Annotated in this window: 22 protein-coding genes; 11 read left to right on the top strand and 11 right to left on the bottom strand. The window is 69.9% G+C overall.

Going from position 1 to position 26,047, the window contains the following annotated elements:
• Positions 1-105 precede the first annotated feature (105 nt).
• Positions 106-936 carry an SAM-dependent methyltransferase gene (locus CVV72_RS19480; RefSeq protein ID WP_219153688.1) on the top strand — a complete coding sequence of 277 codons (831 nt, stop codon included), beginning with the start codon at positions 106-108 and terminating at the stop codon, positions 934-936.
• A gap of 60 nt (positions 937-996) precedes the next feature.
• Here the strand turns inward: CVV72_RS19480 and CVV72_RS19475 are convergent, their stop codons facing one another.
• The 3 genes from CVV72_RS19475 to CVV72_RS19465 all read right to left on the bottom strand — a co-directional run bounded on the left by CVV72_RS19475 (position 997) and on the right by CVV72_RS19465 (position 5,091).
• A complete protein-coding gene (locus CVV72_RS19475; RefSeq protein ID WP_255632740.1) occupies positions 997-2,838 on the bottom strand; it encodes a M48 family metalloprotease in 1,842 nt (613 codons plus the stop codon).
• Between the two features lie 209 nt (positions 2,839-3,047).
• The gene (locus CVV72_RS19470) at positions 3,048-3,881 is read right to left on the bottom strand and encodes an aldo/keto reductase (protein WP_304511466.1); all 834 of its coding nucleotides are present in this window, start codon (positions 3,879-3,881) and stop codon (positions 3,048-3,050) included.
• A gap of 28 nt (positions 3,882-3,909) precedes the next feature.
• On the bottom strand, positions 3,910-5,091 hold the full coding sequence (locus CVV72_RS19465; protein WP_034313968.1) for an MFS transporter: 1,182 nt from the start codon (positions 5,089-5,091) through the stop codon (positions 3,910-3,912).
• Positions 5,092-5,234: 143 nt separating this feature from the next.
• Between CVV72_RS19465 and CVV72_RS19460 the strand changes: the two genes are divergently transcribed.
• Genes CVV72_RS19460 through CVV72_RS19445 form a run of 4 tightly spaced genes read left to right on the top strand, consistent with a single transcriptional unit; the run spans position 5,235 to position 8,146 of the window.
• Positions 5,235-5,687 carry a MarR family winged helix-turn-helix transcriptional regulator gene (locus CVV72_RS19460; protein ID WP_219153686.1) on the top strand — a complete coding sequence of 151 codons (453 nt, stop codon included), beginning with the start codon at positions 5,235-5,237 and terminating at the stop codon, positions 5,685-5,687.
• Between the two features lie 49 nt (positions 5,688-5,736).
• Positions 5,737-7,194 carry an amidohydrolase gene (locus CVV72_RS19455; RefSeq protein ID WP_219153685.1) on the top strand — a complete coding sequence of 486 codons (1,458 nt, stop codon included), beginning with the start codon at positions 5,737-5,739 and terminating at the stop codon, positions 7,192-7,194.
• Positions 7,195-7,233: 39 nt separating this feature from the next.
• Complete coding sequence (locus tag CVV72_RS19450) at positions 7,234-7,638, top strand: hypothetical protein (RefSeq protein WP_219153684.1); 405 nt, start codon at positions 7,234-7,236, stop codon at positions 7,636-7,638.
• Positions 7,639-7,681: 43 nt separating this feature from the next.
• Entirely contained in the window at positions 7,682-8,146 is a 465-nt protein-coding gene (locus tag CVV72_RS19445; RefSeq protein ID WP_219153683.1) for a DUF2127 domain-containing protein, read from the top strand.
• 9 nt (positions 8,147-8,155) lie between these two features.
• Here the strand turns inward: CVV72_RS19445 and CVV72_RS19440 are convergent, their stop codons facing one another.
• From CVV72_RS19440 to CVV72_RS19410, 7 genes are all read right to left on the bottom strand, one after another.
• The gene (locus tag CVV72_RS19440) at positions 8,156-8,854 is read right to left on the bottom strand and encodes a PP2C family serine/threonine-protein phosphatase (RefSeq protein ID WP_219153682.1); all 699 of its coding nucleotides are present in this window, start codon (positions 8,852-8,854) and stop codon (positions 8,156-8,158) included.
• A gap of 92 nt (positions 8,855-8,946) precedes the next feature.
• A complete protein-coding gene (locus CVV72_RS19435; protein ID WP_219153681.1) occupies positions 8,947-9,768 on the bottom strand; it encodes a hypothetical protein in 822 nt (273 codons plus the stop codon).
• A gap of 44 nt (positions 9,769-9,812) precedes the next feature.
• The gene (locus CVV72_RS19430; RefSeq protein WP_219153680.1) at positions 9,813-11,654 is read right to left on the bottom strand and encodes a glycosyltransferase family 39 protein; all 1,842 of its coding nucleotides are present in this window, start codon (positions 11,652-11,654) and stop codon (positions 9,813-9,815) included.
• Positions 11,655-11,658: 4 nt separating this feature from the next.
• Positions 11,659-12,912: a bifunctional glycosyltransferase family 2/GtrA family protein gene (locus CVV72_RS19425; RefSeq protein WP_219153679.1), complete on the bottom strand. Its 1,254-nt coding sequence runs from the start codon at positions 12,910-12,912 to the stop codon at positions 11,659-11,661.
• 74 nt (positions 12,913-12,986) lie between these two features.
• Positions 12,987-14,837 carry a glycosyltransferase family 39 protein gene (locus CVV72_RS19420; protein WP_219153678.1) on the bottom strand — a complete coding sequence of 617 codons (1,851 nt, stop codon included), beginning with the start codon at positions 14,835-14,837 and terminating at the stop codon, positions 12,987-12,989.
• Positions 14,838-14,841: 4 nt separating this feature from the next.
• The gene (locus tag CVV72_RS19415) at positions 14,842-16,374 is read right to left on the bottom strand and encodes a cell wall metabolism sensor histidine kinase WalK (RefSeq protein ID WP_219153677.1); all 1,533 of its coding nucleotides are present in this window, start codon (positions 16,372-16,374) and stop codon (positions 14,842-14,844) included.
• A 208-nt stretch (positions 16,375-16,582) separates the two neighbouring features.
• Positions 16,583-18,595, bottom strand: coding sequence for a fatty acid desaturase (locus CVV72_RS19410; protein WP_219153676.1), 2,013 nt, complete (start codon positions 18,593-18,595; stop codon positions 16,583-16,585).
• 577 nt (positions 18,596-19,172) lie between these two features.
• Here CVV72_RS19410 and tig point away from each other — a divergent pair.
• From tig to CVV72_RS19380, 6 genes are all read left to right on the top strand, one after another.
• Positions 19,173-20,543, top strand: a complete 1,371-nt coding sequence (gene tig / locus CVV72_RS19405) for a trigger factor (RefSeq protein ID WP_125676316.1) — start codon at positions 19,173-19,175, stop codon at positions 20,541-20,543.
• A 172-nt stretch (positions 20,544-20,715) separates the two neighbouring features.
• Positions 20,716-21,318, top strand: coding sequence for a ClpP family protease (locus CVV72_RS19400; protein WP_016332353.1), 603 nt, complete (start codon positions 20,716-20,718; stop codon positions 21,316-21,318).
• Positions 21,319-21,346: 28 nt separating this feature from the next.
• On the top strand, positions 21,347-22,018 hold the full coding sequence (locus tag CVV72_RS19395; protein ID WP_184901308.1) for an ATP-dependent Clp protease proteolytic subunit: 672 nt from the start codon (positions 21,347-21,349) through the stop codon (positions 22,016-22,018).
• Positions 22,019-22,239: 221 nt separating this feature from the next.
• Entirely contained in the window at positions 22,240-23,535 is a 1,296-nt protein-coding gene (gene clpX, locus CVV72_RS19390) for an ATP-dependent Clp protease ATP-binding subunit ClpX (protein WP_034313997.1), read from the top strand.
• A 104-nt stretch (positions 23,536-23,639) separates the two neighbouring features.
• Positions 23,640-24,020: a hypothetical protein gene (locus CVV72_RS19385; protein ID WP_219153675.1), complete on the top strand. Its 381-nt coding sequence runs from the start codon at positions 23,640-23,642 to the stop codon at positions 24,018-24,020.
• A 75-nt stretch (positions 24,021-24,095) separates the two neighbouring features.
• Positions 24,096-25,016 (top strand): sensor histidine kinase, encoded by a 921-nt coding sequence (locus tag CVV72_RS19380; RefSeq protein WP_304511464.1) that lies wholly within the window; start codon positions 24,096-24,098, stop codon positions 25,014-25,016.
• Between the two features lie 2 nt (positions 25,017-25,018).
• On the opposite strand, the gene CVV72_RS19375 is transcribed toward CVV72_RS19380, so the two are convergent.
• On the bottom strand, positions 25,019-25,960 hold the full coding sequence (locus tag CVV72_RS19375; RefSeq protein ID WP_219153674.1) for an alpha/beta hydrolase family protein: 942 nt from the start codon (positions 25,958-25,960) through the stop codon (positions 25,019-25,021).
• Positions 25,961-26,047: the final 87 nt, after the last annotated feature.

Here is a 26,047-nt window from a genome sequence, read left to right as displayed (position 1 = left end):
ACTTGGATGCACGCCATGTCGTAATCTGTGTACGGTCCGTCGATGTCGAGGGAGCCGTGGGCGCGTTCGCGCGGCCCGTGCGCGGCTGAAGGGTGGAACGTGTCCATGACTTCGGACGAGGTCCGGTCTGTGCCGAGGCGCCCGCTTCCCCTCGACTACAGCAAGCCCAACCTCGCCCGGATGAAGGACGTCCTTCTCGGCGGGCACGACCATTACGAGGTCGACCGGCGGGCGGTCGAGGACCTGCTCGCCGTGGCCCCCGACGCAGCGGCCATCGCCAAGGAATTCCGCTCCTGGGCGAACCGGGTGGTCCGGTTCCTCGCCGGCGCCCGCGGTATCGACCAGTTCCTCGACCTGGGGTCCGGCCTGCCCACCGCGGAGAACACGCATCAGGCGGCGCAGCGGTACAACCCGGACGCGCTGGTCGTGTACGTCGACCACGACCCGGTCGTCCAGGCGCACGGGCTGGCGTTGCTGGAGGACCTCCTCGTCCACGTCAGCGGCGCCGATCTGACCGACCCGGAGCAGACCCTCGCCGATCCGGTTGTCGCCGAGCACATCGAGTTCGACCGCCCGGTCGCGGTGATCCTGAACTCGGTGCTGCACCACATCGAAGACCTCGGCGAGGCGCAGGCCGTCGTCCGCGGCTACGTCGACGCGATCGCTCCCGGCTCCTACGTGCTGATCACCCACGACTTCACGCCGGGCGAGGGCGAACGCGGCGCGCTCGCCAGGAAACTCGACGATCTCATGGCCAGTACCGGGAACCGCACCGTGCACCGCGGCCGCGGCGAGATCGAGTCTCTGTTCGACGGGCTGGAGATCCTCGAGCCCGGCGTCGTCCACCTGCACGAATGGTGGCCGGAAGGGCCGCGCCTCGCCCCGTTGACCGAGCTGAACCACCTGAGCCTCGGCGGTGTGGGGATCAAGCCTTAGGGCGTCGGCGGACCTCGGCGGCACCCGTGTCGCGAAAGCGCGGCCCGATACAAAAGCGCGTCAAGCCCTCAGCGACCCGAAGAACGCCTTCAGCTCGTCGTGGGCGGTCCCGAAGTCCTCGGTGTTGCCGGTGAAGGCCAGTTCCAGCGTCTCGCCGTCGGACAGTTCCAGCATCAGGTACGCGGTGAGCTTCCGGCGGGGGAAACCGCCCGCGACGACGTCCGCGAACGGGATCCGCCGGGCGCCGGGTTCGGCGCGCAGATCGTCGAGGCCGCGCTCGCGCAGCTTCCGGATCCGCTTGCGGTCGGAAACGCCGCGCGCCCCGATCAGGCCGGCGAGGCCGCGGCGGATCAGCACCGAACGCGCCATCGGCAGCAGCACCACTTCCGTGTCGCAGACGATCAGGTCGTAGAGCTTCCGCTTGGCCTTGAGCGCGGTGAACATCCCGAGCATCCTGGCCTCGGCGGGATCCGGTTCGGGCTGGGGTTCCTGCTTGCAGAAATACCCGGCAGGCACGCTCAGCAGTTGCAGGTTGTGAACCAGTTCGTCGACCGCGCGCGGGCTCCGTACCGCCGGGCCGACCAGCTCGGCGACGTCGAACGGCTCGCCGTCGCCGAGGCACAGTTCCCAGCCGCCGCCCCAGTTCAGCCGGTGCGCGGCGACGCCGTTGTCGATCATCGCGGCGGTGACGGTGTCGGCGAACAGCTCGGTGAGCAGTGCGAGGCCCTCCTCGCGGGACGGCGCCCGCAGGGGTTTGGCGAGCGCGTCGGCGTCTCCGTCCCGCAGGACCCGGACGACCTCGCCGATCGTGCCGCGCGGCGCCAACCTGCTCTCGATCCCGGCCGCGGTCAGCATTTTCGCGCCCTCGGCCACCGACGCCCGGCCCGCGCGTTTGACGACCTCGTCCCAGTCCGCGCGCGGCCCGACGTCGCGGACCAGCACCTCCAGCTCCGCTTCGGGCACGTCGATCTTCGGCGCGCCCAGGAGCGACCACCCCGGCCGCGCGTCCGGCTTCACCGGGTTGTCCGGCACGCCCGTCAGCGCGGCGATCCGCCGCTTCGTGGGCGGATGGCTGTCGTACTTCGACAGCTCTTCGCCGTCGATGATGTCGTCGGCGTACTCGGCCACCCAGTCGCGCTGGACCGGGTGGTTGAGGTACGACCGGAATCCCAGCAGGACGGCGGGAGTGCGCCGCGCCGCCGCGCCGAGCGAGAGATAGCGCTCGGAGTAGTCCTTCCACAGCGGGCTCAGCGTCGCGACCTTCCGCAGCGCCGCGGCCGCCGTCCGGCTGCCCGCCGCGAGCACGGACGCCTCGTCGGCCTGCAGTTCCTGCCGCCGGTTCGCCGACCGCGCGACCAGGAGGTACAGCTTCGAGTACGCGGAGAGCAGGGCCCTGGCGGGGCCGCCGTCCAGCCTGTCGACGGTGAAGGCGAGCGTCTGGGTGCCGCGGTAGGTCAGCGCGAGCAGGCGGGTGTGGCCGCCGCTGTAGTGGCCGAGTTCGTGCGCGAGCACCGCGCGCAGCTCGCTCACGCTCAGCGCGGCCAGCAGCGGCAGCCCGATCAGCATCGTGCGGCGGCCCGGCCGCAGACCGAGGAACCGGGCGTCCTCGCTGACCGCGGCGTTGATCTCGCCGATCAGCACGATCTCGTCCGGCGGCCGCGTCTTCACCTGGGCGGCGAGGTCGTCGATCATCTCCCACAGCGCGGGATGCGCTTCGCGGCCCAGCCGCGGCCCCTCGAACGGGGGACGCCGCGCTCGCAGCGCGCTCACCAGCCCGAAGCCGAGCGCGATCATGATCGCGAGCCCGCCGAGCATGACGTAGGTGCCGATCTTGCCCTGGATCCGCAGGCCCGCCAGCACACTGGCGACACCCACCGCGACGACCACCACTGGGAACGCCACGAGCAGAAGTGTCGCGAGGACGGCGCGTCCTCGGGCCTGCATCGTCCGGTTACCTCTTTTCGCACAAGTGCCGTCTGTGCGGCCGAATAGTAACCGGCTACACAGCGGGCTCGTGCCGAAACAAAGCGCTACGCCCGCGACCTGCGAAAGTCCGTGAAGGACTCCTTGAGGGACTCTGGGTCCCTCAAGGAGTCCTTCACGGACTTGGGCTACGCGACGTTGAAGGTGTCGGGATCCGGTCCGGTCCGCTCACCGCGGTCCAGCACGGACAGCGACGCGATGTCCTCCTCCGACAGCGTGAACCCGAAGACGTCGAGATTTTCCTTGATCCGCGAAGGGGTCACGGACTTCGGGATGACGACGTTGCCCAGCTGCAGGTGCCACCGCAGGACGATCTGCGCCGGCGTGCGGCCGTGCTTCGAGGCCAGGGCGGTGATCGCGCCCTCGCTGAGCAGGTCGCCGCCCTTGGCCAGCGGGCTCCACGCCTCGGTCGCGATGCCGTGCTTCGCGTCGAATTCCCGCACCGCGGCCTGCTGCAGGTACGGGTGCACCTCGACCTGGTTGACCGCCGGGGGCACCGAAGCGGCGTCGAGAAGCCGTTCGAGGTGCGCGGGCTGGAAGTTGGACACGCCGATCGCGCGCACCCGGCCGTCGGCGTAGAGCTTTTCGAACGCCTTCCACGTGTCGCGGTAGAGATCGCGCTCCGGCGTCGGCCAGTGGATGAGATAGAGGTCCAGCTTCTCGAGACCCAGCTTGGCCATGCTGGCGTCGAACGCCTTCAGCGTGGCGTCGTAGCCCTGTTCGCTGTTCCACAGTTTGGTGGTGATGAACAGCTCGTCACGGGGGATCCCGGACTCGGCGAGCGCTTTGCCGACGCCCGCTTCGTTGCCGTAGATGGCGGCGGTGTCGATGCTGCGGTAGCCCGCGTCCAGCGCGGCCTTGACCGCGGCGGTGGTCTCCTCGTCCGGCACCTGGAAGACGCCGAACCCGAGCTGCGGCATCTCCACCCCGTTGGTGAGCTCGACGGTGGGAATGTCGGTCACTTGCGTTCCTTTCGTGGGTACTTGCGGGTCAGGCGGCGGGGGCCAGTTCGGCGCGACGAGCCTTTCGCCGCCCGTGGTCGAGCATGCCCGAGATGACCGCGACCAGCAGTCCGGCGAGCGCGAGCGCGGCGCCGATCCAGTTGGGCGCGGTGTAGCCGAGACCGGCGTCGATGGCCTTCCCGCCCAGCCACGCGCCCCCGGCATTGCCGAGGTTGAACGCGGCGATGTTGGCCGCCGAAGCCAGCGCGGGCGCGCCTTCGGCCTTGTTCATGACGCGGGCCTGCAGCGGCGCGACGGTCGCGAAACCGGCGGCGCCGAAGACCGCGATGGTGATCGCGGCGGGGAGCTGGGCGTGCGCGGTGAAGACGAACACGACCAGGACGGCCGCGAGGACGGCGAGGATGACGTACAGGCTGGGCATCAGCGACCGGTCGGCCGCCTTGCCGCCGAGCAGGTTGCCGACGAACAGACCGCCGCCGAACAGCACCAGCAGCCAGGTCACCGCGCCGGGGGAGAAGCCGGCGACCTCGGTCATCATCGGGGCGATGTAGGTGAAGGACGCGAACACGCCGGCGAAACCGAGCGCGGTCATCGCCAGCGCGAGCCACACCTGGGGACGCCGGAACACGGCGAGTTCGCTGCGCAGTCCGGCGCTCTTCGTCGTCGCCTGCGCGGGCACCAGCGCGAGGATCCCGATCAGGCCGAGCACGCCGAGCGCGCTGACCGCCCAGAACGTCGAACGCCAGCCCAGCGCCTGCCCGAGCGCGGTCCCGGCGGGGACGCCGAGGACGTTGGCGACGGTCAGCCCGGTGAACATCATCGCGATGGCGCCCGCCTGCTTGGTCGGCGCGACCAGCGAAGCGGCGACGACCGCGCCGACACCGAAGAACGCGCCGTGCGAGAGCGCGGCGACCACGCGGCCGGTCATCAGCAGGCCGTAGGTGGGGGCCAGCGCGGAAACGACGTTGCCGGCGATGAACAGGACCATCAGGCCCACCAGGACCGTCTTGCGCGGCACCCGCGACGCGAGCGCGGTCAGCAGCGGGGCGCCGACCACGACGCCCAGCGCGTATCCGGAGATCAGCAGCCCGGCGGAGGGGATCGAGACGCCGAAGTCGCCCGCGACCTCGGGCAGCAGGCCCATGATCACGAACTCGGTGGTGCCGATACCGAAGGCACTGATCGCCAGTGCGAGCAGAGCGGCAGGCATTGGAGGCTCACTTCTTCCCGTAGAGTGGTGTTGTCTGGCGTTGGCAACTACGGGCGCCTGAAATAGTTGCACGCGCCGTATATTGCACACGCTTGATGATGCATGACGCAACGAAGCTCGGGCAACCGGGGAAGAGGTGAACCGTGTCACTGGCCGACGACGCCGTGGAGGCACGCGCGCAGGGCTGGCGGACCCTGGCCGCACTGCACGCGCGGATCGAGGACGCGCTGGAGCGCGCGCTGGCACAGGAGCACTCGCTGTCCGTCAGCGAGTACACCGTGCTGGACGTGCTCGCCCGTCAGGACGGTTTCCACCTGCGGATGAACCAGTTGTCGAACGCCGTCGTGCTCAGCCAGTCGGCGACGACCCGGCTGGTGTCGCGGCTGGAAGACCGGGGACTGCTGCAGCGGTATCTGTGCCCGGACGACCGGCGGGGGATCTACACGGAGGTCACGCCTGCCGGGCGGGAACTGCTCGCGGCCGCGCGGCCGACGCACGACACCGTCCTCACCGAGGCACTCGCCGCCGCCGAAGAACTCCCCGAACTCGCTCCCTTGGTCGCCGCGCTCGGAAAGCTCACCTTCGCCCGCTCCTGACCCCCGCAAGTAGGTGACTACTTGCGAGGCGGGCTGGCAAGGTGAGGGCGTGGACGATCTTCTGTTGCGCCGGGTCCGGGTCGGCTTGGCGGGTTCCCTGTCGGACGTGCGGATCGAGGGCGGCCGGATCGCGGCCATCGCGGGGCCGGGGCAGGCGGGTGAGGCGTCGGAGATCCTGGACGGGCACGGCGGCACCCTGCTGCCCGGCCTGGTCGACGCGCACGTGCACACCGCCCAGTGGTCGGCCGCGCGCCGCCGGATCCCGTTGGGGGAGGCGACGTCCGCCGCGCACACGGTCGAGCTGGTGCTGGCACACCTGCTGGCGCATCCCGCGCCGCCCGGTGAACTCGTGCTCGGCGCCGGGTTCCGCGACGGGCTCTGGCCCGACGCCCCGCACAAGGATCTGCTGCAGAAGGCTTTGCCAGGGCATCCCGTCGCGCTGTTCAGCGCCGACCTCCACACGTTGTGGCTCAGCCCGGCCGCGCTGAAACTCATCGGCCGCGAGCATCCGACCGGGGTGCTGCTGGAGAACGACTGCATGAGCGCGACGGCCGAACTCCCGATCGCTCCCGAGGACGTCGTCGACGGCTGGGTGGCCGACGCCCTCGACGCGGCGGCCGCCCGCGGCGTCACCAGGATCGTCGACTACGAATACGCCGACACGGTCACCGACTGGCGGCGACGGCTGGCGCGGAAACCCCTGCCGGTCCGGGTTTCCTGCGTGATCGCCAAGTACCTGCTCGACACCGCCATCGAACGCGGCCACCGGTCCGGCGACGTCCTGGCGGACAGCGGCGGACTGCTCACGGTCGGCCCGTTCAAGCTGTTCGTCGACGGTTCGCTGAACACGCGCACCGCCTACTGCGTGGGCCACTACGCCGGAACCGACTCCCACGGACTGCTCGAACTGCCACCCGAAGAACTCGAACCGTTGATGCGCAAGGCATCCGAGCATGGCCTGTCACCCGCGGTGCACGCGATCGGCGACCACGCCAACAAGATCGCGCTCGACGCCTTCGCGAAGGTCGGCTGCGCCGGCCGTATCGAGCACGCGCAGCTGCTGTGCGCCGAGGACGTCGCGCGTTTCGCCGAGCTGGGTGTCGTCGCGAGCGTGCAGCCCGCCCATCAGCCGGACGACCGCGACGTCGCCGACCGGCACTGGCACGGCTGGACCGATCGGGCCTTCCCGTACGGCGCTTTGCACCGCTCCGGGGTGACGCTGGAGTTCGGCTCGGACGCGCCGGTCGCGCCGCTGGACCCGTGGGACGCGATCGCGTCGGCGGTCAGCCGCACCGACGACGAGCGTCCGCCGTGGCATCCCGAGCAGGCCATGCCGCTGGAGGCCGCGCTCGCGGCGTCGTCCGGTGGCCGGACCGGGGTGGCCGTCGGGGACGTCGCGGATCTGGTCGTCACCGCGGTGGATCCGGCGCGGCTGTCCCCGGCCGGGCTGCGCGACATCCCCGTCACCGCCACGATCATGGACGGCCGTGTCACCTACGCGTCTTGAGTCTTTCCTTGCCCGGGCGCAACGCCTTAATGGAAAGGCATGGATCATCGCCTGCTGGACCGGCTCCGGGACCTTCACGGCTCCCTGAGCACCGACATCGGCTTCGTCACCCGGATGGTGGAAGAGGACGTGCCGCGCGCCGACGTCCTTCGTGATCTCGGGCAACGGCTCACCGACCTGGGTGCGGCCCTGCTGCGCCGCTCGGAAGACGTCAACGCCGACGTGCTCGCGAAGCTGCCCGACAACGGCTGGCTGCCCGAAGCGGGCCCGCGCCACCGGGCGCTGGCCGTGGCCCACCACGTCGGCGAACGGCCGCTGCGCTGCGGGCGGATCTACCTCGCCGTCTGCGGTGCGCCGTGCTTTCCCTTCTACGGCAGGGACCTCTCCGGGCGGACCGCGCGGCACGAGCGGTGCCCGGCCTGCCGGGACCGCCTGTTCCGGTGACGGCGGCTGCGCGCGGCGGCGGGGTGCGGCAGGGTGAGGTGACATGAGCACCGAGAAGCTGTTCCGGATCGCCATCACCCTGAAGGGGCTGGACGGCGCTTTGCAGCTGGTGGGCGGACTGGTCCTGATGATCGTGCCGTCGTCGGTCGTCTCCGGTTTCGCGCACGCCGTCGTCACCCGCGACCTGCTCGGCGACCCCGAAGGGACGCTGGCCCGGCACCTCGAACTCGCCGCCGGGCATTTCGCCGAGGGCCGGACGTTCGCCGTCGTGTACCTCGTAGCGCACGGGATCATCAAACTCGGCCTGGTCTGGGCGCTGGCGAAGAAGGTGATGCGGGCGTACCCCGTCGCCGCCGTGGTGCTTTCGGCGTTCGTGGTCTACGAGATCTTCCGTGCGATCCACACGCACTCGCTCGCGCTGCCGTTCTTCGCCGCCCTCGACGTGGTGATCGTCGTGCTGGTGCTGCGTGAATACCGTCAGTTGAAGAGGGATCGCGTCGCGGCCTGACCGCCCGGTTCAGGCCGCGACGCGAAACTTTTCCGTGGTGACCTCCGCGCCGGGCGGATCCACCACGAGCGCGGTGGCGTTGTCGGAGCCACCGAGCGAAATCGCCGTCCGCACCAGCTCGGTGGCCGCCCTGTCCGGCATCCCGAGGATGTCGAGCATGGTCGGACCGCTGAGCGTCTTGTGCACACCGTCGCTGGTGAGCAGAAGCCCGCCGGTCGTGACGGTGGCCGTGCCGATCTCGTGCGCACCGGCCGTGCGGACGCTGGTGGTGACGACGTGTTCCATCCGCGGTGTCACGGGTTGCCCGTGGTCGCGGAAGTACTGCGCGAGCGTATGGTCCTTCGTCACCTGCCGCACGGTGTAACCGTCCCAAGCGTACGCCCGTGCGTCCCCGACCCACGCGATGCCATACCCCTCGCCGGTCCGCACGGCCACGACGAGGACGCAGTCACCGGCCTCGCCGAGGGCGAGCACGGCCCGCTGAGCTGCGAGAACAGCCCCGGCCGCCCCCTGCTCGACCGGTGTCCCGACCGCCGCCGAAGCCGCCGTCCGCGCCGCGCGTGCCGCGTTCGGGTGATCTCCGACTCCATCGGCCAGCGCGAACACGATCCCCCGGCCGTCCGGGGCCGCGTACGCCGCGACGGCGTCCGCGTTGTGCTCGCGCGGCCCCTGCGCGCTCGCCGTGTGCCAGTGCGGAAGCTCCCTCATGGTCTTCTCCTCACCCCTGGGTGATTCCCTGCTTCCAGGGTGCGCCGTGAACCTGTGGGGCGGCTGAGGGGCGGGTGACAGTCACCTGTCGGTCAGCGCAGTCGCGTGATCAGCGTCCGCAGCCAGCTCTCCGCCATCGCCGGTTCCTTCCGCAGATGCCGCACCAGCAGGTCCCGGCCCGCCTTCGAGCGCCCCGCCTCCACGATCGCGACCGCCTCGGCCAGCCCTCGCAGCCGCTGTTCCGAATGCTCCGGCGCGCGGCCGTTCTCGTCCGACCAGCGTGGCCGCGGGAAGGAAGCGGTGAGTTTCGCCTGAACGTCGCCGAAGTAGTGCCAGACCGGCCAAGCGAGCGAGATGTTCCGGACACCGTTCGCGGGCAGTTCGGCGGGCCAGCCGACCTGCTGCTGCCAGCGGAACGCCGACGGGCTCGTGTCCTCGCGGATGGTGATCCCGAGGAACCGGAGCCGCCCGCGGATGATGCTCCAGGCCTCGCGTTCGTCGTCGACCCAGGCCCGCAGCAGTCCGTAGAGGCCGGTGAACGTCTGTCCTGTGTAGACGAGGTCGACGAACACCTTCGGCCTTCCACGCGCCAGGTCGTGCGGGCTCAGGACCGCCGAAGCGAGATACCCGCGAAGAGTGTCCACATCGGACTCGGTCAGACCGTCCCAGGTGCCCGCGAACGACAGCGGCAGCTGGTGGATCCTTTCCCGCCAAGGAGTTCCGCTCAGGAGGTCGTGCACGCTGTCCGCGGAGCGCCCGACGAAGTACAGCTCCGCGTCACCGGCCCGGGCGATCACCTTCGCGGTGCATTCGATCAGTTCGTCCAAAAACCACAGCGACGGCTTTCCGGCGCGCTCCAGTAGCGTCCCGAGCTGGTCGGGGCGCACGAGATCCCAGCGGTACGGCCGATGCATACCGTCCAGGATTCCCGTGCGCCCCAACGTTTGTCGACGTATTTTCAGGAGAGCAGGCGGTACACCGTCTGCTCGCCGACCGTGGTGGCGGTGAAGTTCTCGGCGACCCATTCGGCGATCTCGTTCGAGCCGCCGCCGGGGCCACCACCGCGGCCGCCTTCGATGTAGTAGGTGATTTCTCCGTTCGCCACGTACCGCTGGAATTCCGCCAGTGTCGGCGCGGGGTCCCTGCCGCTCCAGCCGCCGATGCCGATCACCGACTTGCCGCTCGCGAGCTCCAGGCTCGCCGCCGCTTGTGAACTCGACGTCGCGGCCGCCCATTTCGTCGTGGTCGCGGCGAGCAGGGCCCCGATCTCCGCGGAGGAGACCTCTGCCATCACCCGGGTGTCGTTCACGGCCGGACCGGAGATCGGGATCGAGCCGGAGTGCGCCTGCGAAGCGGTTTCGACGCCGAACGTGGTGGTGCCGAGGCCGACGGTCAGCACCGCGGCCGTCGCGACGACGGCGACGAGTTTCCGCATCGGCGGGACACCCACCAGCACGAGGGTCGCGGTCACCAGGCCGAGCCCGGCGATGATCCAGCGCAGCACGGGCAGCCAGTCGGCGTTGCGGTCCAGGAGGATGTACGACCAGACGGCGCTGGCCGCGATCATCAGCGACAGGAACACGCGTGGCGCGAGATGCGCCCGGCCGCGCCACAGCGAGGTCCCGGAGATCGCCACCACGGCGGCGATCGACGGCGCCAGCGCGACGGCGTAGTACGGGTGCACGATGCCGCTCATGAAGCTGAACACGAGCGAGGTGACGAGCATCCAGCCGCCCCACAGGATCAGCGCGGCCCTCGTCCGGTCGGTGCCGGCGGCCCGCCTGGTGAACCACAGTCCCGCGACCAGCCCGATCAGCGCGGCGGGCAGCAGCCACGACACCTCCCCGCCGAAACTCGCGCCGAACATCCGGGTCACGCCGCTCTCACCGCCGAAGCCGACGTTCCCGCCGGCCGAGCCGCTCACGACCCCGCCCGGACCGCCGACCATCACGCCGCCACCCATGCCGAAGATCCGGCCGAGGCCGTTGTAGCCCAGCGCCAGTTCGAGCAGGCTGTCGCCGTCCGAACCTCCGATGTACGGCCGGGACTCGGTGGGCCACAGATCGACCAGCGCGATGAACCAGCCCGCTGACAGGACGGTCGCGCTCAAGGCCCCGAACAGGTGAAGCAAGCGTTTGCCCAGCGAAGTCGGCGCCGCGATCAGGTAGGCGAGGCCGAACGCGGGCAGGACCAGGAACGCCTGCATCATCTTGGTCAGGAAGCCGAACCCGACGGCGACGCCGGCGAAGGCCAGCCAGCGCGGGCTCGCCTTTTCGATCGCGCGGATCGTGCAGTACCCGCCGGCGACCAGCAGCAGCGTCAGCAGCGCGTCGGGGTTGTTGAACTTGAACATGAGCGCGGCGACCGGAGTGACGGCGAACGCCGCCCCGGCGAACAGACCGGCGACGGGGCCGGAGGTCCGCTTCACTGTCAGGTAGAGGAGGCCGACCGAGGCGACTCCCATCAAGGCTTGCGGGGCCAGCACGGTGAAACTGGAGAAACCGAAGAGCCGGGCGAACGCCGTCGTGACCCAGAGCGCGGCCGGGGGTTTGTCGACGGTCAGCACGTTCCCGGCGTCGAGCGACCCGAACAGCCACGCCTTCCAGTCCTGCGTGCCGGACTGTACCGCTGCGGCGTAGAACGAGTTGCCGTAGCCGGAGGCGGTCAGATTCCAGAAGTACAGCAGCGCGGTGGCGGCGAGCAGCCCGAAGACGGCGGGCCGGACCCACCGGCCGGTGGGTTTCGTGGCGTTTTCCCCGGCGCGGCCGGGTTCCACGCGGGAAACGAGTGCGGTGGTCATGGGGTCAGTTCTCCATCTCGGTGGCGGTGCGGCGGCGGAACACCCAGCCGCGCAGCAGCAGGAAACGCAGGACGGTGGCCGCGAGGTTCGCGAGCACGAGCGCGGTGATCTCCAGCGGCAGGCCGGGGGCGGTCATCGTGTGCAGCAGTTCCAGCGCTCCACTGGTGAGCGCGAGCCCGAGGCCGAACACGAGGAGACCCTGGAACTGGTGCAGCCCGGCGCCTGCCCGGCCGCGGATGCCGAAGGTGAGGCGCCGGTTGAGCGCCGTGTTGCCGATCGCGGTCACCAGCAGCGCGACGAGATTCGCCGCCTGCGCGCCGGTGAACGTCCGCAGCAGCAGGAAAAGCACGAGATAGGCGATCGTGCTGGCGACGCCGACGGCAGCGAACCGCACCAGCTGCCGCACCAGGCTCGGTGCCACGCCCGGCGCCCGCACCTGGATCGGCGCGCGGCCCAGCTGCTCGCGAAGGCCGCTGATCGGGATCTGCCCGGTCAGCGTCGCCTTGGTCAGCCGGGCGATGCCTTTGAGGTCGGCGGTCGCGGTGGCGATGATGTTCACCGACGAGTCCGGGTCGTCCACCCAGTCGACCGGCACCTCGTGGATCCGCAGCCCGGTCTTCTGCGCCAGCACGAGCAGTTCGGTGTCGAAGAACCAGCCGGTGTCCTGGATATGGGGGAGCAGCCGTTCGGCGACGTCGGCGCGGATCGCCTTGAAGCCGCATTGCGCGTCGCTGAACCTCGCCGCCAGCGTGCCGCGCAGGATCAGGTTGTAACAGCGGGAAATGAACTCCCGCTTCGGTCCGCGCACCACCCGTGCGCCGCGGGCGAGCCTGCTGCCGATGGCGAGGTCGGAGTGACCGGACAGCAGCGGCGCGATGAGCGGCCCGAGCGCGGCCAGATCGGTCGAGAGGTCGACGTCCATGTACGCGAGCACCGGCGCGTCCGAAGTGGACCAGACCGAGCGCAGGGCGCGCCCGCGGCCTTTCTCTTCGAGGCGGCGGACTTCGACGTCGTCGAATTCGCGGCTCAGCCGTTCGGCGACCGGCAGGGTGCCGTCGGTACTGGCATTGTCCGCGACGGTGATCCGGAACGGGTACGGGAACTGCTCCACGAGGTGCGCGTGCAGCCGCCGGACACACGGTTCGAGGTCGGTTTCCTCGTTGTGGACGGGGATGACGACGTCAAGCACGGGGGAGCCGTCCGGGGCGATGGCGGGGCGACGGCCGCTGCCGGCGCCGGGGAGGGTCGCGGTGGTCATGGTGTCACTCTCGGTCCTCGCGCTGAGGTCGCCTTGTGTCCGAGCTGTGCTGTCGCTGTGTCCTGTCACGGGATTCACCGGCTCAGGTCGTAAACGGTGACACCGTCCACAGTGGCCGGACGATGGGTTTCCGCGACCCAGGCGGCGATCCGTTCGGCGGCGTCGCTGCCGGTCTCGCCGCGCATCATCATGCCTTCGCCGAGGAAGTAATGGATCTGTCCATTTCGGACGTAGTCCTGGAACTGCTCCAGCGTGGGGGCCGGGTCCGTGCCGTTGAAGCCGCCGACGGCCATCACCGGGGCGCCGCTGCCGAGCTGATAGCCCGCCGCGTTGTTGGAGCCCACGGTCGCAGCCGCCCAGGTGTACTTCGCACTGCCCTGGCGGATGAGGGCGGCGAGGTCGTCACCGGGCAGGCTCGTCCCGAGCAGCCCGCCGCCGCCCATCCGCAGCCCGCCGCGCCCCGCTTCCGGCCCGGCGGAAGGAAGTGCGCCCGAATGCGGGGTCGCGGCGGTCGCGATCGTGTACGCGCCGGTGCCCGCGAGAACGGTGACCAGCGCGCCGACGGCGACCAGGCGTCTTGCCACGTCGGGTAAGCGCGAGACGAAGAACGCCAGGAACGCGCACAGGAGACCGGCCACGAGGATCGCGATCGACAGTCCGGGAAGCCATTCGGGTTGCCGTGACAGCAAGAGATACGCCGTCAACGCGGTCAAGCCGATTCCGGCACTCAGGGTGCCCGCGGCGGCCGGATTCCCCCGTGCGCGCCACAGCTGCGTGCTCGCGATGCCGACGAGTGCGGCGACCGCCGGGGCGAGCGCGATCGTGTAGTACGCGTGGATGATTCCGCCCATGTAGCTGAACACCAGTGCGGTCACCAGGAACCAGCCACCCCAGACGATCAGCGCCGCCCGCCCGCGATCGGTGCGCGGGGCGCGGCGGGTGAACCACAGCCCGGCGGCCAGCGCGACGACGGCGGCCGGGAGCAGCCACGCGATCCCGCCCGCCATCTCGCTGCCGAACAACCGGTCCCAGCCCGTGCCGCCCCAGCCGCCGTTGGGGTTGCCGCCGACACTGCCGACCTCGTCACCGGTGATGCGGCCGAGCCCGTTGTAGCCGAAAGCCAGCTCCCACAGGCTGTTCTCCTGCGAGCCGCCGATGTACGGCCGGTCGGCGGCGGGCCACCACGCGACGACGGCGAGATACCAGCCGGCGGACAGGAGGGTGGAGAGCAAAGCGCCGAGCAGGTGCAGAAGCCGGCGGCCCACCGACGTCGGCGCGGCGATCAGGTAGGCGAGCCCGAACGCGGGCAGCACCAGGAACGCCTGCAGCATCTTGGCGAGGAAACCGAAACCGACGGCGACCCCGGCCAGCGCCAGCCAGCGCGGGCTCGCCTTCTCCAGCGCACGGACGACACAATAGGCGCCCGCGGTCAGGAGCAGGACGAGCAGCGCGTCGGGATTGTTGAACCGGAACATCAGTGCGGCGGCCGGGGTGAGCGCGAGGACCGTACCCGCCAGCAGACCCGCGGCCGGACCGGAAGTCTGGCGCACCGCGGCGAACAGCAACGCCACCGAGCCGACGCCCATCAGCGCCTGTGGCACCAGGACACTCCAGGCGCCGACGCCGAACAGGCGCGCGGAAAGGCTCATCACCCACAACGCGGCCGGTGTCTTGTCGACCGTGATCGCGTTCGCCGCGTCGCTGGAACCGAAGAACAACGCCTTCCAGCTCACCGATCCGGCCTGCGCGGCCGCGGAGTAGAAAGCGTTGGCCCAGCCGGATTCCCCGAGGCCCCAGAGATACAGGACGGCGGTCGCGAGCAGAAGCGCGGCCACGGACGGCCGGACCCAGCGCGGATCGGCCGGTTTGTCCCGGGTGGGAGGAGCGGTTCGATCGGCTTCGTCGCGAGAGGCGAGGAGGGTCATGGCGTCAGCGTCGGGGGCCGACCTGGGGCGTGGTTGTGCCGAAGCTGTGCACCCGCTGTGAGGATCCGATCACCGGAAGGCGGACGGCGAACTCCGTGCGGCCCGGGCGGCTGTGCACCTCGATCGAGCCGTGATGGGCCACGACGATGGCCGAAGCGATCGCCATCCCGAGCCCGGTGCCGCCCGCGGTCCGGGACCGGGAGGAGTCGCCGCGGGCGAACCGTTCGAACACGCTCGGCAGGAGTTCGGGGGCGATACCGGGACCGTCGTCGGTGACGGTGAGCACCGCGGCCCCGCTGGGCGAGGAGGTCAGCGCGGTGATCACCGTGGTGCCCGGCGGGGTGTGCGTGCGCGCGTTGGACAGCAGGTTCGCCAGTACCTGGTGCAGGCGCTGGACGTCGCCGCGGACGAGCACGGGGGCCGGCGGCAGCCGCAGTTCCCAGCGGTGCTCCGGGCCGGCGACATACGCGTCGCCGACCGCGTCCGCGGCCAGCCGGGTCAGATCGACCTCGCCCGCTTCGAGTGGCCGCCCCGCGTCGAGTCTCGCCAGCAGGAGCAGGTCCTCGACCAAGGTGGTCATCCGCGCGGCCTCCGACTGGATCCGGGACATCGAGCGGGCGACCTCCGGGGGCGCCAGCGCGCTGCCGCGGCCGGCGAGTTCGGCGTACCCGCGGATCGCCGCGAGCGGGGTGCGGAGTTCGTGGCTCGCGTCGGCGACGAACCGGCGGACCCGGGTCTCGCTGGCGTGCCGTGCTTCCAGTGCCCGCGCGATATGCCCGAGCATGAGGTTCAGTGCCGAACCGACCTGGCCGACCTCGGTCCGCGGATCGGTGTCGATCTCGGGCACCCGCACGGAAAGCGCGACCTGACCGCGGTCGAGCCGCATGGCCGACACCCGGCCGGCGGTCGCGGCGACCCGGTCGAGGGGCCGCAGCGTGCGCCGGACCGCGAACGCGCCGAGGAACCCGGCGCCGGCGACCCCCGCCGCCGCGACCCCGGACAGGATCCACCGGACGGTGGTCAAGGTGTCCTGCATCGGTGCGAGCGGGAGCCCGGTGACGACCACGCCACCCGGGATCGAGACGGCCTGCACGCGGTAGTCGCCGAGACCACCGAGCGCCAGCGTCAGCGGCGGCCGGTCCGCCGGGATCATGAACAGGCCGGACTCCTGCTCGGTCGACAGGCCTTGAGGAAGTCCTTGCACGGTAAGGACTCCCGCGTACAACACCCGGTCACCGGAGAGGCGCACGCTGAGCGTGCCGGAGGCCTGGCCCGGCGCGTTGAGCGGGTCGGGGCCGAGGCCGTCCTCCGGTGGACGGCTCGCGAAGTCGTGGGCGCGGGCCGAGGCGGCCGAGAGCTGGTCGTCGATCTGGCGGGTGAGGAACGACCGCAGGGCGAGCTCGCTGGCGACCCCGGTCACCAGGCAGACGAAGGTGAGCAGCAGCACCATCGAGCCGGTCAGCTTGGCGCGCAGGGAAAGCCGCCCTGGCCGGGGCCACCGGCGCGGGCCGGTGGACGGGGCCGAGCCGGTTGCCATGAGCCGAGCGTGCGCCGCGGTCGTATGCGCGCGTTGTGTCCCGCCTGTGAGCCCGCTGTGTGCCGCTATGCAGCACTCGCGTGCTCAGAGACGTATCTCGCGTGCTTGGAGACGTATCTCGCGTGATCAGAGGCCGATCATCGAGTTACGCGTTCAAGCACGCGAGTTACGGGTTCGAGCACGTGAGTTACGCGATGACGGCTGGGAGTCAGCGGTCGTAGTCCACGCCCAGTTCGGGTGAAGTGGCCACCGCCCGGCAGGTCAGGATCCGCCCCGCCGCGACTTCGTCATCCCCGAGCGCGTAGTGCACGTCCATCCGCGCGCTGCCCCGTACCACCGTCGCCCGGCAGGTGCCGCAGGCCCCGCCGACACACGCGTACGGCGCGTCGACGCCGTGCCGGAGCGCGGCGCTGAGCACGGTTTCGCCCACCGTCGCGGGGATTTCGACGGTCTTCCCGCCCGCGGTCACCGTCAGCGTCGGGCCGGGCCGCCGCGAGGGCCGGACGGGCAGCGCGCCCTGGAACAGTTCGAAGTGGACGTTCTCGTCGGGGACGTCCCTGTCCGCCAGGGTCCGGCGGGCCATGTCGATGAGGTCGCGCGGGCCGCACAGGAACCACTCGTCCACCTTCGCCGGGTGCAGCCGCGCCTGTAGCAGCGCGCGGAGCCGGGTGTCGTCGAGGCGGCCGCGCTGGTAGCGCTCGTGCGAGATGGCGAGCGCCTCGCCGACGATGTCGAACGGCCTTTCGAGTCGATGCGTGCGCAGATCGGGGTCGCGTTCGTCGGTGCGGTAGTGCACGACGTGCAGCCGTCCGCCCAGCCGCGCGGCGAGGGCACCGAGTTCGTCGGCGAACATCGTGCTGGCGCCGGAGGTGTTGATGTAGAGCAGGGTCGCCTTGCTGTTCGGCTCGTCCTGCAAGGCCGCGGTCAGGATCGAGAGGACCGGCGTGATCCCGCTGCCCGCGGCGAGCGCGACGTACCGGCCGGCGCGGCCCCTCGCCGGGGTCAGCGTGAATTCCCCGTCCGGGGGCAGGACGTCCAGCGCGTCGCCCGCCGCGAGTTCCGTGGTGGCGAACGTCGAAAACGCGCCGCCGAGCTGGTGCTTGATCGCGATCCGCAGCACACCCGAGTCCGGCGTCGAGCAGATCGAGTAGGCGCGCCGCACCTCTTCCCCGTCGACCTCGGCGCGGATGACCAGGTGCTGGCCGGGGAGGAACCGGAAGGTCTCCCGCAGCCGTTCCGGCACGTCGAACGTCACGGTGACCGCGCCTTCGCACAGCGGCCGGACCTCGGCGACCCGCAGCGAATGGAACCGGCTCGGCCGCCGGGGCTGCGGTGCGGGCGGTTCCTCGTCGAACGAGCCGGTGAGCTGACGCCATTCGCGGTACTCCGACGACGTCAGCTCGCGGCCCCACGGCGTCGCGATCGGGACGTCCCGCGCGAGGTACGCGTCGCGGTTGTCCTTCCAGGTGCGCAGGTACCGGTAGAACGGAATCGCCGGGTGGAGATGGTGCACCAGGTGGTAGTTCTGGCACAGCATGATCGGCGTCATCAGCCATTCGAGCCCGACGCGGACGCGCGTGGCGCCGAACCGGTTCTGCCGCTGCGCGCCGAGGTCGTGATGCGGCAGCCAGTCGAACCACCAGGCCAGCACGGCCAGCCCGACGCGTTGCGGGATCAGGTAGACCATCAGCAGTTCCCAGCCGTGACCGCTCACGGTCAGCCAGGCGAACGCGGCGAGGCTCAGCGTGAGGACGGCCGCGGTCTCGGCCCGCTCCGACGGCGGCCGAGTGCGCTGCCGCGCCACGTAGAAGCGGGCGTACCAGAAGTCGATGGTCAGCCAGCGCAGCGGCAGCTGCCACCAGGTCCCGTGCGCGGTCCAGGCGTCGGGATCGGTGTGAGCGTCCTCGTTGGTGTTGCGGTGGTGCTCCAGATGGATGTAGCGCACCAGGGGGAAGGAGCCGTAGGCCGCCACGAACGGCATCGCGATCCTGCCGAGCAGTTCGTTGACCCAGGTGAGCTGCCCGGCCGCGTGGTGCGTCGACTCGTGCAGCACGGTGAACATGGTGAAGGTGACGAGCGCGTGCAGGGGAATGGTCACCCAGAGCGGCGCGGCCTCGTTGACGACCAGCCAGGTGGCGCCCGTCCAGACCATGACGCCGCCGGCGAACAGCAACACCGTCGGCACCGAGACCATCGGCAGCGGGAGCCGCGGGTTGGGCACGCCGCGTCTCGGTCGTCCCGCGGGTGATCCCCCCGTGTCCTCGGACCGGGTTACGGCGACGGTCATCGATCGTTCCCCTCGGTCGATGCTACCGGGACAAGCTGTCACACCGTAGACAATTAGTATTGGTTTGTAAACTTCATCCGATCGCCGAAACGCCTCGTCATGGCGCCCGATGGTGAAGCGTGGCACGCATCCGTGTCCAGGAAAGGGCCGGTTCGTAACAGAGAAGAACCGAAAACTGGTCCGATCGGGTGGCCGGTCCGAATTTGTTCGAAGCCCGCGATCGGTGGACGAGGGCGGGCTGATGGGCCCGGGGACCGGGCCGTGTCCTGCGGGCCTGTTCGCGGTCTCCGCGCCCAGGCGGCCCCAGGCGGCCCCTGGCGGCACGCGCGGGCGCGGCCGGGTATGACCCGGTACGACGCCGACCCGCCCGCACCGCCTGGAACCCCATCGAACAGACGCACAGGACACGGCCTAGACTCGGACGGCCCGGTCTGCAAGGTGACCAGGGCACATCCGCCGTCGACGACGTGCGGATGCTCCAACACATCGTTTACCGCTCGAGGAGAATACGTTGAAGAGCACCGTCGAGCAGCTCAGCCCGACGCGAGTCAAGATCAATGTCGAGGTGCCGTTCGACGAGCTCAAGCCGAACTTCGACCGCGCCTACCGCAAGATCGCCCAGCAGGTGCGCATCCCCGGCTTCCGCCCGGGCAAGGCGCCGGCTCGCGTGCTGGAAAGCCGGATCGGGCGAGCCCCGGTGCTCGACGAGGTCGTCAACGAGGTCATTCCGGCCAAGTACATGGAAGCCGTGCGCGCGGGCGAGGTCCGCACGCTGGGCCAGCCCGAGTTCGAGGTGACCAAGCTGGAGGACCGTGAGGTCCTCGAGTTCACCGCCGAAGTCGACATCCGCCCGGAGATCTCGCTGCCCGACCTCGAAGGCTTCTCGGTCAGCGTCGACGACGTCGAACTGACCGACGCCGAGGTCGACGAGCAGCTCGACGAGCTGCGCGCCCGGTTCGGCACGCTCACCGGTGTCGACCGCCCGGCCGAGAACGGCGACTTCGTCTCGATCGACCTCGCGGCCACCGTCGACGGCCAGGAGGTCGAGGAGGCCTCGACCACCGGCCTGTCCTACGAGATCGGCTCCGGCCAGCTCGTCGACGGCATCGACGAGGCGATCATCGGCGCGAACGCCGGCGAGACCAAGACCTTCACCACGAAGCTGGTCGCCGGCGAGCACACCGGCAAGGACGCCGACGTCACCGTCACCGTGCAGACCATCAAGCAGCGCGAGCTGCCCGAGGCGGACGACGAGTTCGCCCAGATGGCGAGCGAGTTCGACACGATCGACGAGCTGAAGGCCGACCTTCGCGAGCGCCTCGGCCGCGTCAAGAAGATGCAGCAGGGCGTCCAGGCCCGCGACAAGGTCCTCGAGGAGCTGCTCGAGCGCACCGAGGTCGCGATCCCGGAGAAGGTCCTCGAAGCCGAGATCGAGAACCGCAAGCACGACGCGATCCACCCCTTCGACCACGACGAGGCGCAGTTCGCGAAGGCGCTCGAAGCCGAAGGCCGCACGATCGAGGAGTTCGACACCGAGGTCCGCGAGGAGTCGGAGAAGGCGGTCCGCACGCAGCTGCTGCTGGACAGCATCGCCGACGCCGAGCAGACGTCGGTCAACGACGGCGAGCTCACCGAGCGCATCATCTACCAGGCGCAGCGCTTCGGCGTCAGCCCGGACGAGTACGTCCAGCGGGCGCAGCAGTCCGGTCAGCTGACCGCGATCTACGCCGACGTCCGCCGCGGCAAGGCGCTGGCCTCGGTGGTCCGCAAGACCACCGTGACCGACGCCTCCGGCGCCACGGTCGACCTCGAAGAGCTCTTCGGCCCCGCAGCGGAGGAGACGCAGGTCACCGAGGAACCCGCGAAGACTGCGGCCGAGTAGGGAATATCCGGTCCGCTCGAAACGGACCGTAAAGCTGTAAGCGAACTTGGGCGGTGTCAGGCATTCTGCACCGCCCAAGTTCGTTAGGGTCGGTTGCAAGATCCTCAAGCATCTGGACATACGCGGCGGCGAACGTTCCACCCGCCGCCGTCGGCGAAAAGGCAGGCATGACGTGACGCAGCACACGCCCCAGGCGCGGACCGGTACCGCAGGGCTCAACCTCACCGACTCGGTCTTCGAGCGGTTGCTCCAGGAGCGCATCGTCGTCCTCGGCTCCGAGGTCAACGACGAGGTCGCCAACCGGATCACCGCCCAGTTGTTGCTGCTCGACGCAGACGACTCCGAGTCGGACATCCGCTTCTACATCAACTCGCCCGGTGGCTCGGTCACCGCGGGTTTCGCGATCTACGACACCATGCAGCTGATCCGCCCGGACGTCGCGACCTACGCGATGGGCCTGGCCGCGTCGATGGGGCAGTTCCTGCTCTCCTCCGGCACGCCCGGCAAGCGGTACGCGCTGCAGCACGCGCGCATCCTCATGCACCAGCCCTCGGCGGGTGTCGGCGGCACGGCCTCCGACATCGCCATCCAGGCCGAGGTGTTCGGCAAATGGAAGCAGGAGCTGGCCCGGATCACCGCCGAGCAGACCGGCCAGACGGTCGAGCAGATCGTCAAGGACGGTGACCGCGACCGCTGGTTCACCGCGCAGGAGGCGAAGGACTACGGCTTCGTGGACCAGGTCCTCACTCGTGAGAACCCGCTTCCCAACAGCTGATCCGCGCCCGGCACATCAGGAGAATTCAATGAACGACTTCCAGCTTCCGATCGGGTCGCAGGCGCCCGGGATGCAGTCGCGGCTCCAGCTGCCGCAGTCGCGGTACGTCCTGCCCTCGTACGTCGAGCGCACGAGCTACGGCATCAAGGAATCGAACCCGTACAACAAGCTGTACGAAGAGCGTCAGATCATGCTCGGCGTGCAGATCGACGACGCGTCGGCGAACGACGTCATGGTCCAGCTGCTGCACCTCGAGCACGAGGACCCGGACCGCGACATCATGATCCTGATCAACTCGCCCGGTGGCTCGTTCACCGCGCTGATGGCGATCTACGACACGATGCAGTACGTCCGCCCCGACATCGTCACCATGTGCATCGGCCAGGCCGCCTCGGCCGCCGCGGTGCTGCTGGCCGCCGGTACCCCCGGCAAGCGGTTCACCCTGCCGAACTCGCGCGTGCTGATCCACCAGCCCGCCACCGAGGGCACCTACGGCCAGGTCTCGGACCTGGAGATCCAGGCCAACGAGATCCAGCGGGTGCGGCGCCAGATGGAGGTCATCCTGGCGAAGCACACGAACAAGGACGCCGACGAGGTCAAGAAGGACATCGAGCGCGACAAGATCCTGACGGCCGACGAGGCCAAGGCGTACGGGATCGTCGACGAGGTGCTCGAGTACCGCAAGGCTTCGAGCAGCTGATCGCGGGAGGGGGACCGGTGCGTGTCGGGTGACGACACGCACCGGATCCCTGGTCTATGGTCAGCTTCTGGCGTGCTCAGATGTGGCGTTGGTTCTCCCGCCGACGGCATCGGGCGGGTACCGTCAGTGGCAGTGTGTGAGGCTCCGAGCGGTCATCCGTGACCGGGGCGGTAAGACAGTCAGGCGCGTACATCGCGCCGGAGGGGACGAGGTCAACGGCCATGGCACGGATCGGTGACGGCGGCGACCTGCTGAAATGTTCTTTCTGCGGCAAGAGCCAAAAGCAGGTGAAGAAGCTCATTGCCGGCCCCGGGGTCTACATCTGCGATGAGTGCATCGATCTCTGCAACGAGATCATCGAAGAGGAACTGGCCGAGGCCGGTGAGGTCAAGCTCGACGAGCTGCCCAAACCCGCCGAGATCCACGAGTTCCTCGAGCAGTACATCATCGGCCAGGACGACGCGAAGCGATCGCTGGCCGTGGCGGTGTACAACCACTACAAGCGTGTGCAGTCCGACGACAAGTCCGGGCCGAAGGATTCCAAGGACGAGACCGTCGAATTGGCGAAGTCCAACATCCTGATGCTGGGGCCGACGGGCTGCGGCAAGACCTATCTGGCCCAGACCCTGGCGAAGATGCTGAACGTCCCGTTCGCGATCGCGGACGCCACGGCGCTCACCGAAGCCGGGTACGTGGGCGAGGACGTCGAGAACATCCTGCTCAAGCTGATCCAGGCGGCGGATTACGACGTCAAGCGGGCCGAGACGGGCATCATCTACATCGACGAGGTCGACAAGATCGCCCGGAAGTCGGAGAACCCGTCGATCACCCGCGACGTGTCCGGTGAGGGCGTGCAGCAGGCGCTGCTGAAGATCCTCGAGGGCACCACCGCGTCGGTGCCGCCGCAGGGCGGCCGCAAGCACCCGCACCAGGAGTTCATCCAGATCGACACGACGAACGTGCTGTTCATCGTGGCCGGCGCGTTCGCCGGGCTGGAGAAGATCATCAACGAGCGGGTCGGCAAGCGCGGCCTCGGTTTCGGCGCGGAGATCCGCACCAAGGCCGAGATCGACGAGAGCGACATCTTCTCCGACACCATGCCGGAAGACCTGATCAAGTTCGGGCTGATCCCCGAGTTCATCGGGCGTCTCCCGGTCGTGGCGACGGTGACCCACCTCGACAAGGACTCCCTGGTCAGCATCCTGACCACGCCGCGCAACGCGCTGGTGAAGCAGTACAAGAAGCTCTTCGAGATGGACAACGTCGAGCTGGAGTTCACCAAGACCGCGCTCGAGGCCATCGCCGACCAGGCCGTGCTCCGCGGCACCGGCGCCCGTGGCCTGCGCGCGATCATGGAAGAGGTCCTGCAGCCGGTCATGTACGACATCCCCAGCCGCGACGACGTCGCGAAGGTCGTCATCACCGAGCAGACCGTCCGCGAGAACGTGAACCCGACGATCGTGGCGCGTCAGCCGTCACGCCGTCGCAGCAGCGAGCGCGGCGAGAAGTCCGCCTAGAGAACACCTCTTCGTCACTGACGCCCCGGCCGGATCCTTCCGGCCGGGGCATCGGTTTCTCCGGCCCGGTCCGGCCGGTGACCGGACCGGGATAGGATGAGCAGGTGCCGCTGACTCCCACGAAGGACGAGAACGAGGCTCCCGCACTGGCAGCCGCGAGTCCACGCGAGGTCAGGGGACTCGTCGAACTCACCGAACGCATCGTCGTCGGGGCCTATCGCGGGCATCCCTGGATTCCGCGCGCGCTGACGATCGCGCTGGGCGTGCTGGTGGGGACCTGCCTGGTGGCCGGGGTCGTCCGCCTGTCGCCGCTTCCGCTGATCCCGCTGCCGTTCTTCGCCGTTTCGGCGTACGCGCTCATCCGGATCAAGGCGGCTCGCAGCGCGGAGGCGAACCAGTCGCTCGTCGCCTGGACCGGGCTGTTCACCGGTGCGACGCTCGCCGGATTCTGGCTGATCTCGATGGCGGGACGCTGGCTCGGCTGATCGGCCCGGCGCTCTTTCCGGATTTCCCTCCGTTCGCAGGGTTTCAGAATCCCCTGGACGGGGTAAGACGAGACCGTGACAGTCACCGCGGGGCCCTTCTCCCACGTGGGCCTGCTCTACTCCGGTGACTCCGAGTACCTGGGCGGTACGATTCCGTACATCCTGGAGGGCTTGAAGCACGACGAGCCCGTCGCGGTGGCCGTGCCCCGGCGGAACCTGGCCCTGATCGAAGCGGCCTTGGGGGATGCCGCCGCCGAGGTCGAACTCATCGACATGAGCGAAGCGGGCCGGAATCCGGGGCGCATCCTTCCCGGTGTGCTGCTCGCGTTCGCGAACAACCGGCCGGGGCCGGTCCGGATCATCGGCGAGCCGATCTGGGCGGGCCGCTCGGCCGCCGAGTACCCGGCGTGCGCGCAGCACGAGGCATTGATCAACTTCGCCTTCACGGATCGCGACCTCGGCATTCTGTGCCCGTACGACCGGACCCGGCTCGGAGACGACGTCCTCGCCGACGCCGAGCGGACGCACCCCACCCTTTCCGGTGCCGACGGCGACCGCCCGAGCGCGGGCTACGCGCCCGACGCGGTGGTCGAGAAGTACAACCTGCCGCTGCCGGAGCCGCGGTCGGCCGACGCGTTCCGCTTCGACCTCGGCAGGCTCGCCGCGGTGCGCCGGTTCGCGCAGAACCGGGCCGAAGAGAGCGGGCTCGCCCAGGGCCGGGTGGAGGATCTCGTGCTCGCCGTGGCGGAACTGTCCGCCAACAGCGTGCTGCACGGTTCGGGCAACGGTGTCGTCCGTGTGTGGCGGGAAGAGGACCACGTGCTCTGCGAGGTCATCGACGAAGGCACCCTGAGCGATCCGCTGGCCGGCCGCCGTCCCGCTTCGCCGGGACAGCTCGGCGGACGCGGCCTGGTGCTGGTGAACCAGGTCGCCGACCTCGTCCGGCAGTACCTCAGACCGGGGTCGACCGTGACGAGGATCTACTTCCGCGTCTGACTTCAGGCGTTCTTCGGGACGTGCTTGCCGAGGAACGCGATCAGGCTCGGCACGACCGTGCGGTTGAAGGTGTCGCCGTGCTTGCCGCGCGAGGTGTGCGCGACCAGGGGCCGCGCTTCGGAGATGAACTTCCGCACCCCGCCGATGAACGGGTCTTCGGTCCCGCACCAGATCCCGGTCGGCACGCTTTTGGTGACCTCGATGTGGCGCAACGGATCCAGCGAGCCCCAGTCGGCGGCGTCACGGAACGCGCGCCGTTTGCTCATCTCGGCCCACGACGTGATCAGCGCGGGCGCGAGCGCCGCGACCGCTGCGGGCGGACGACGGCGTTCCAGGCGGCGCCGGGTGTACAGCAGCGCGCCGAAACCACCCATCGAAAGCCCGGTGGCGGCGAACGGCTGCCCGTCCCGGCCGCCGAGGCCGCGCGCGGCCAGCCAGCGGGGGACCTCTTCGAGCAGCATCGCCATCGGGTTGTCACCGGGCTTGTTCTCGTGCCAGTAGTGGTCACCGCCGTCGACGGCGACGAACCCGAACGCCGGCACCGCCTTGCGGGCGACGTCGCTGCTCAGCTGCTTGAGCAGCCCGGTCGGAGCCGCGTGGCGTGCCGTGCCGTGGAGACCGTGCAGCATCAGCGACATCGGCAGGCCCTTGGGCGGGGCCTTGGTCGGCAGCATGAGGACCAGATCGACCTCGCGGCCGCGGGCTTCGGAGTAGACGCGTTCGACGCGGGGCGTGCCCAGCTGGGTGGCCGGCGTCGGCGACGCGACACCGAGCGCCCGCTGGAGCGCTTCGCTGAACGGCAGCGCTCCGGTGGCCGTTCCGGCCGCGAGCCCGGCGACTCCGAGACCCGAGGCGCCGGCGATCAGCACGGAACGACGGCTCAGCCACCGGCGGGCGCCGTCCACCCGCGGCAGGGTCGTGTGCCCCTGGTCGTCCTCGTTCACCGATCCCCGTTCCCGCGTCGAGCTTCCACCAGGTCAGACGAGCGTTTCCGCTCGAAGGTTGCACGATTCACCGACCTGTGACCGGGG

This window comes from Amycolatopsis sp. TNS106 (assembly GCF_019330265.1).
Lineage (GTDB): Bacteria > Actinomycetota > Actinomycetes > Mycobacteriales > Pseudonocardiaceae > Amycolatopsis > Amycolatopsis lurida.
Note: the sequence above shows the minus strand (reverse complement) of the source record. Positions and strands in the feature narration are given on the sequence as shown.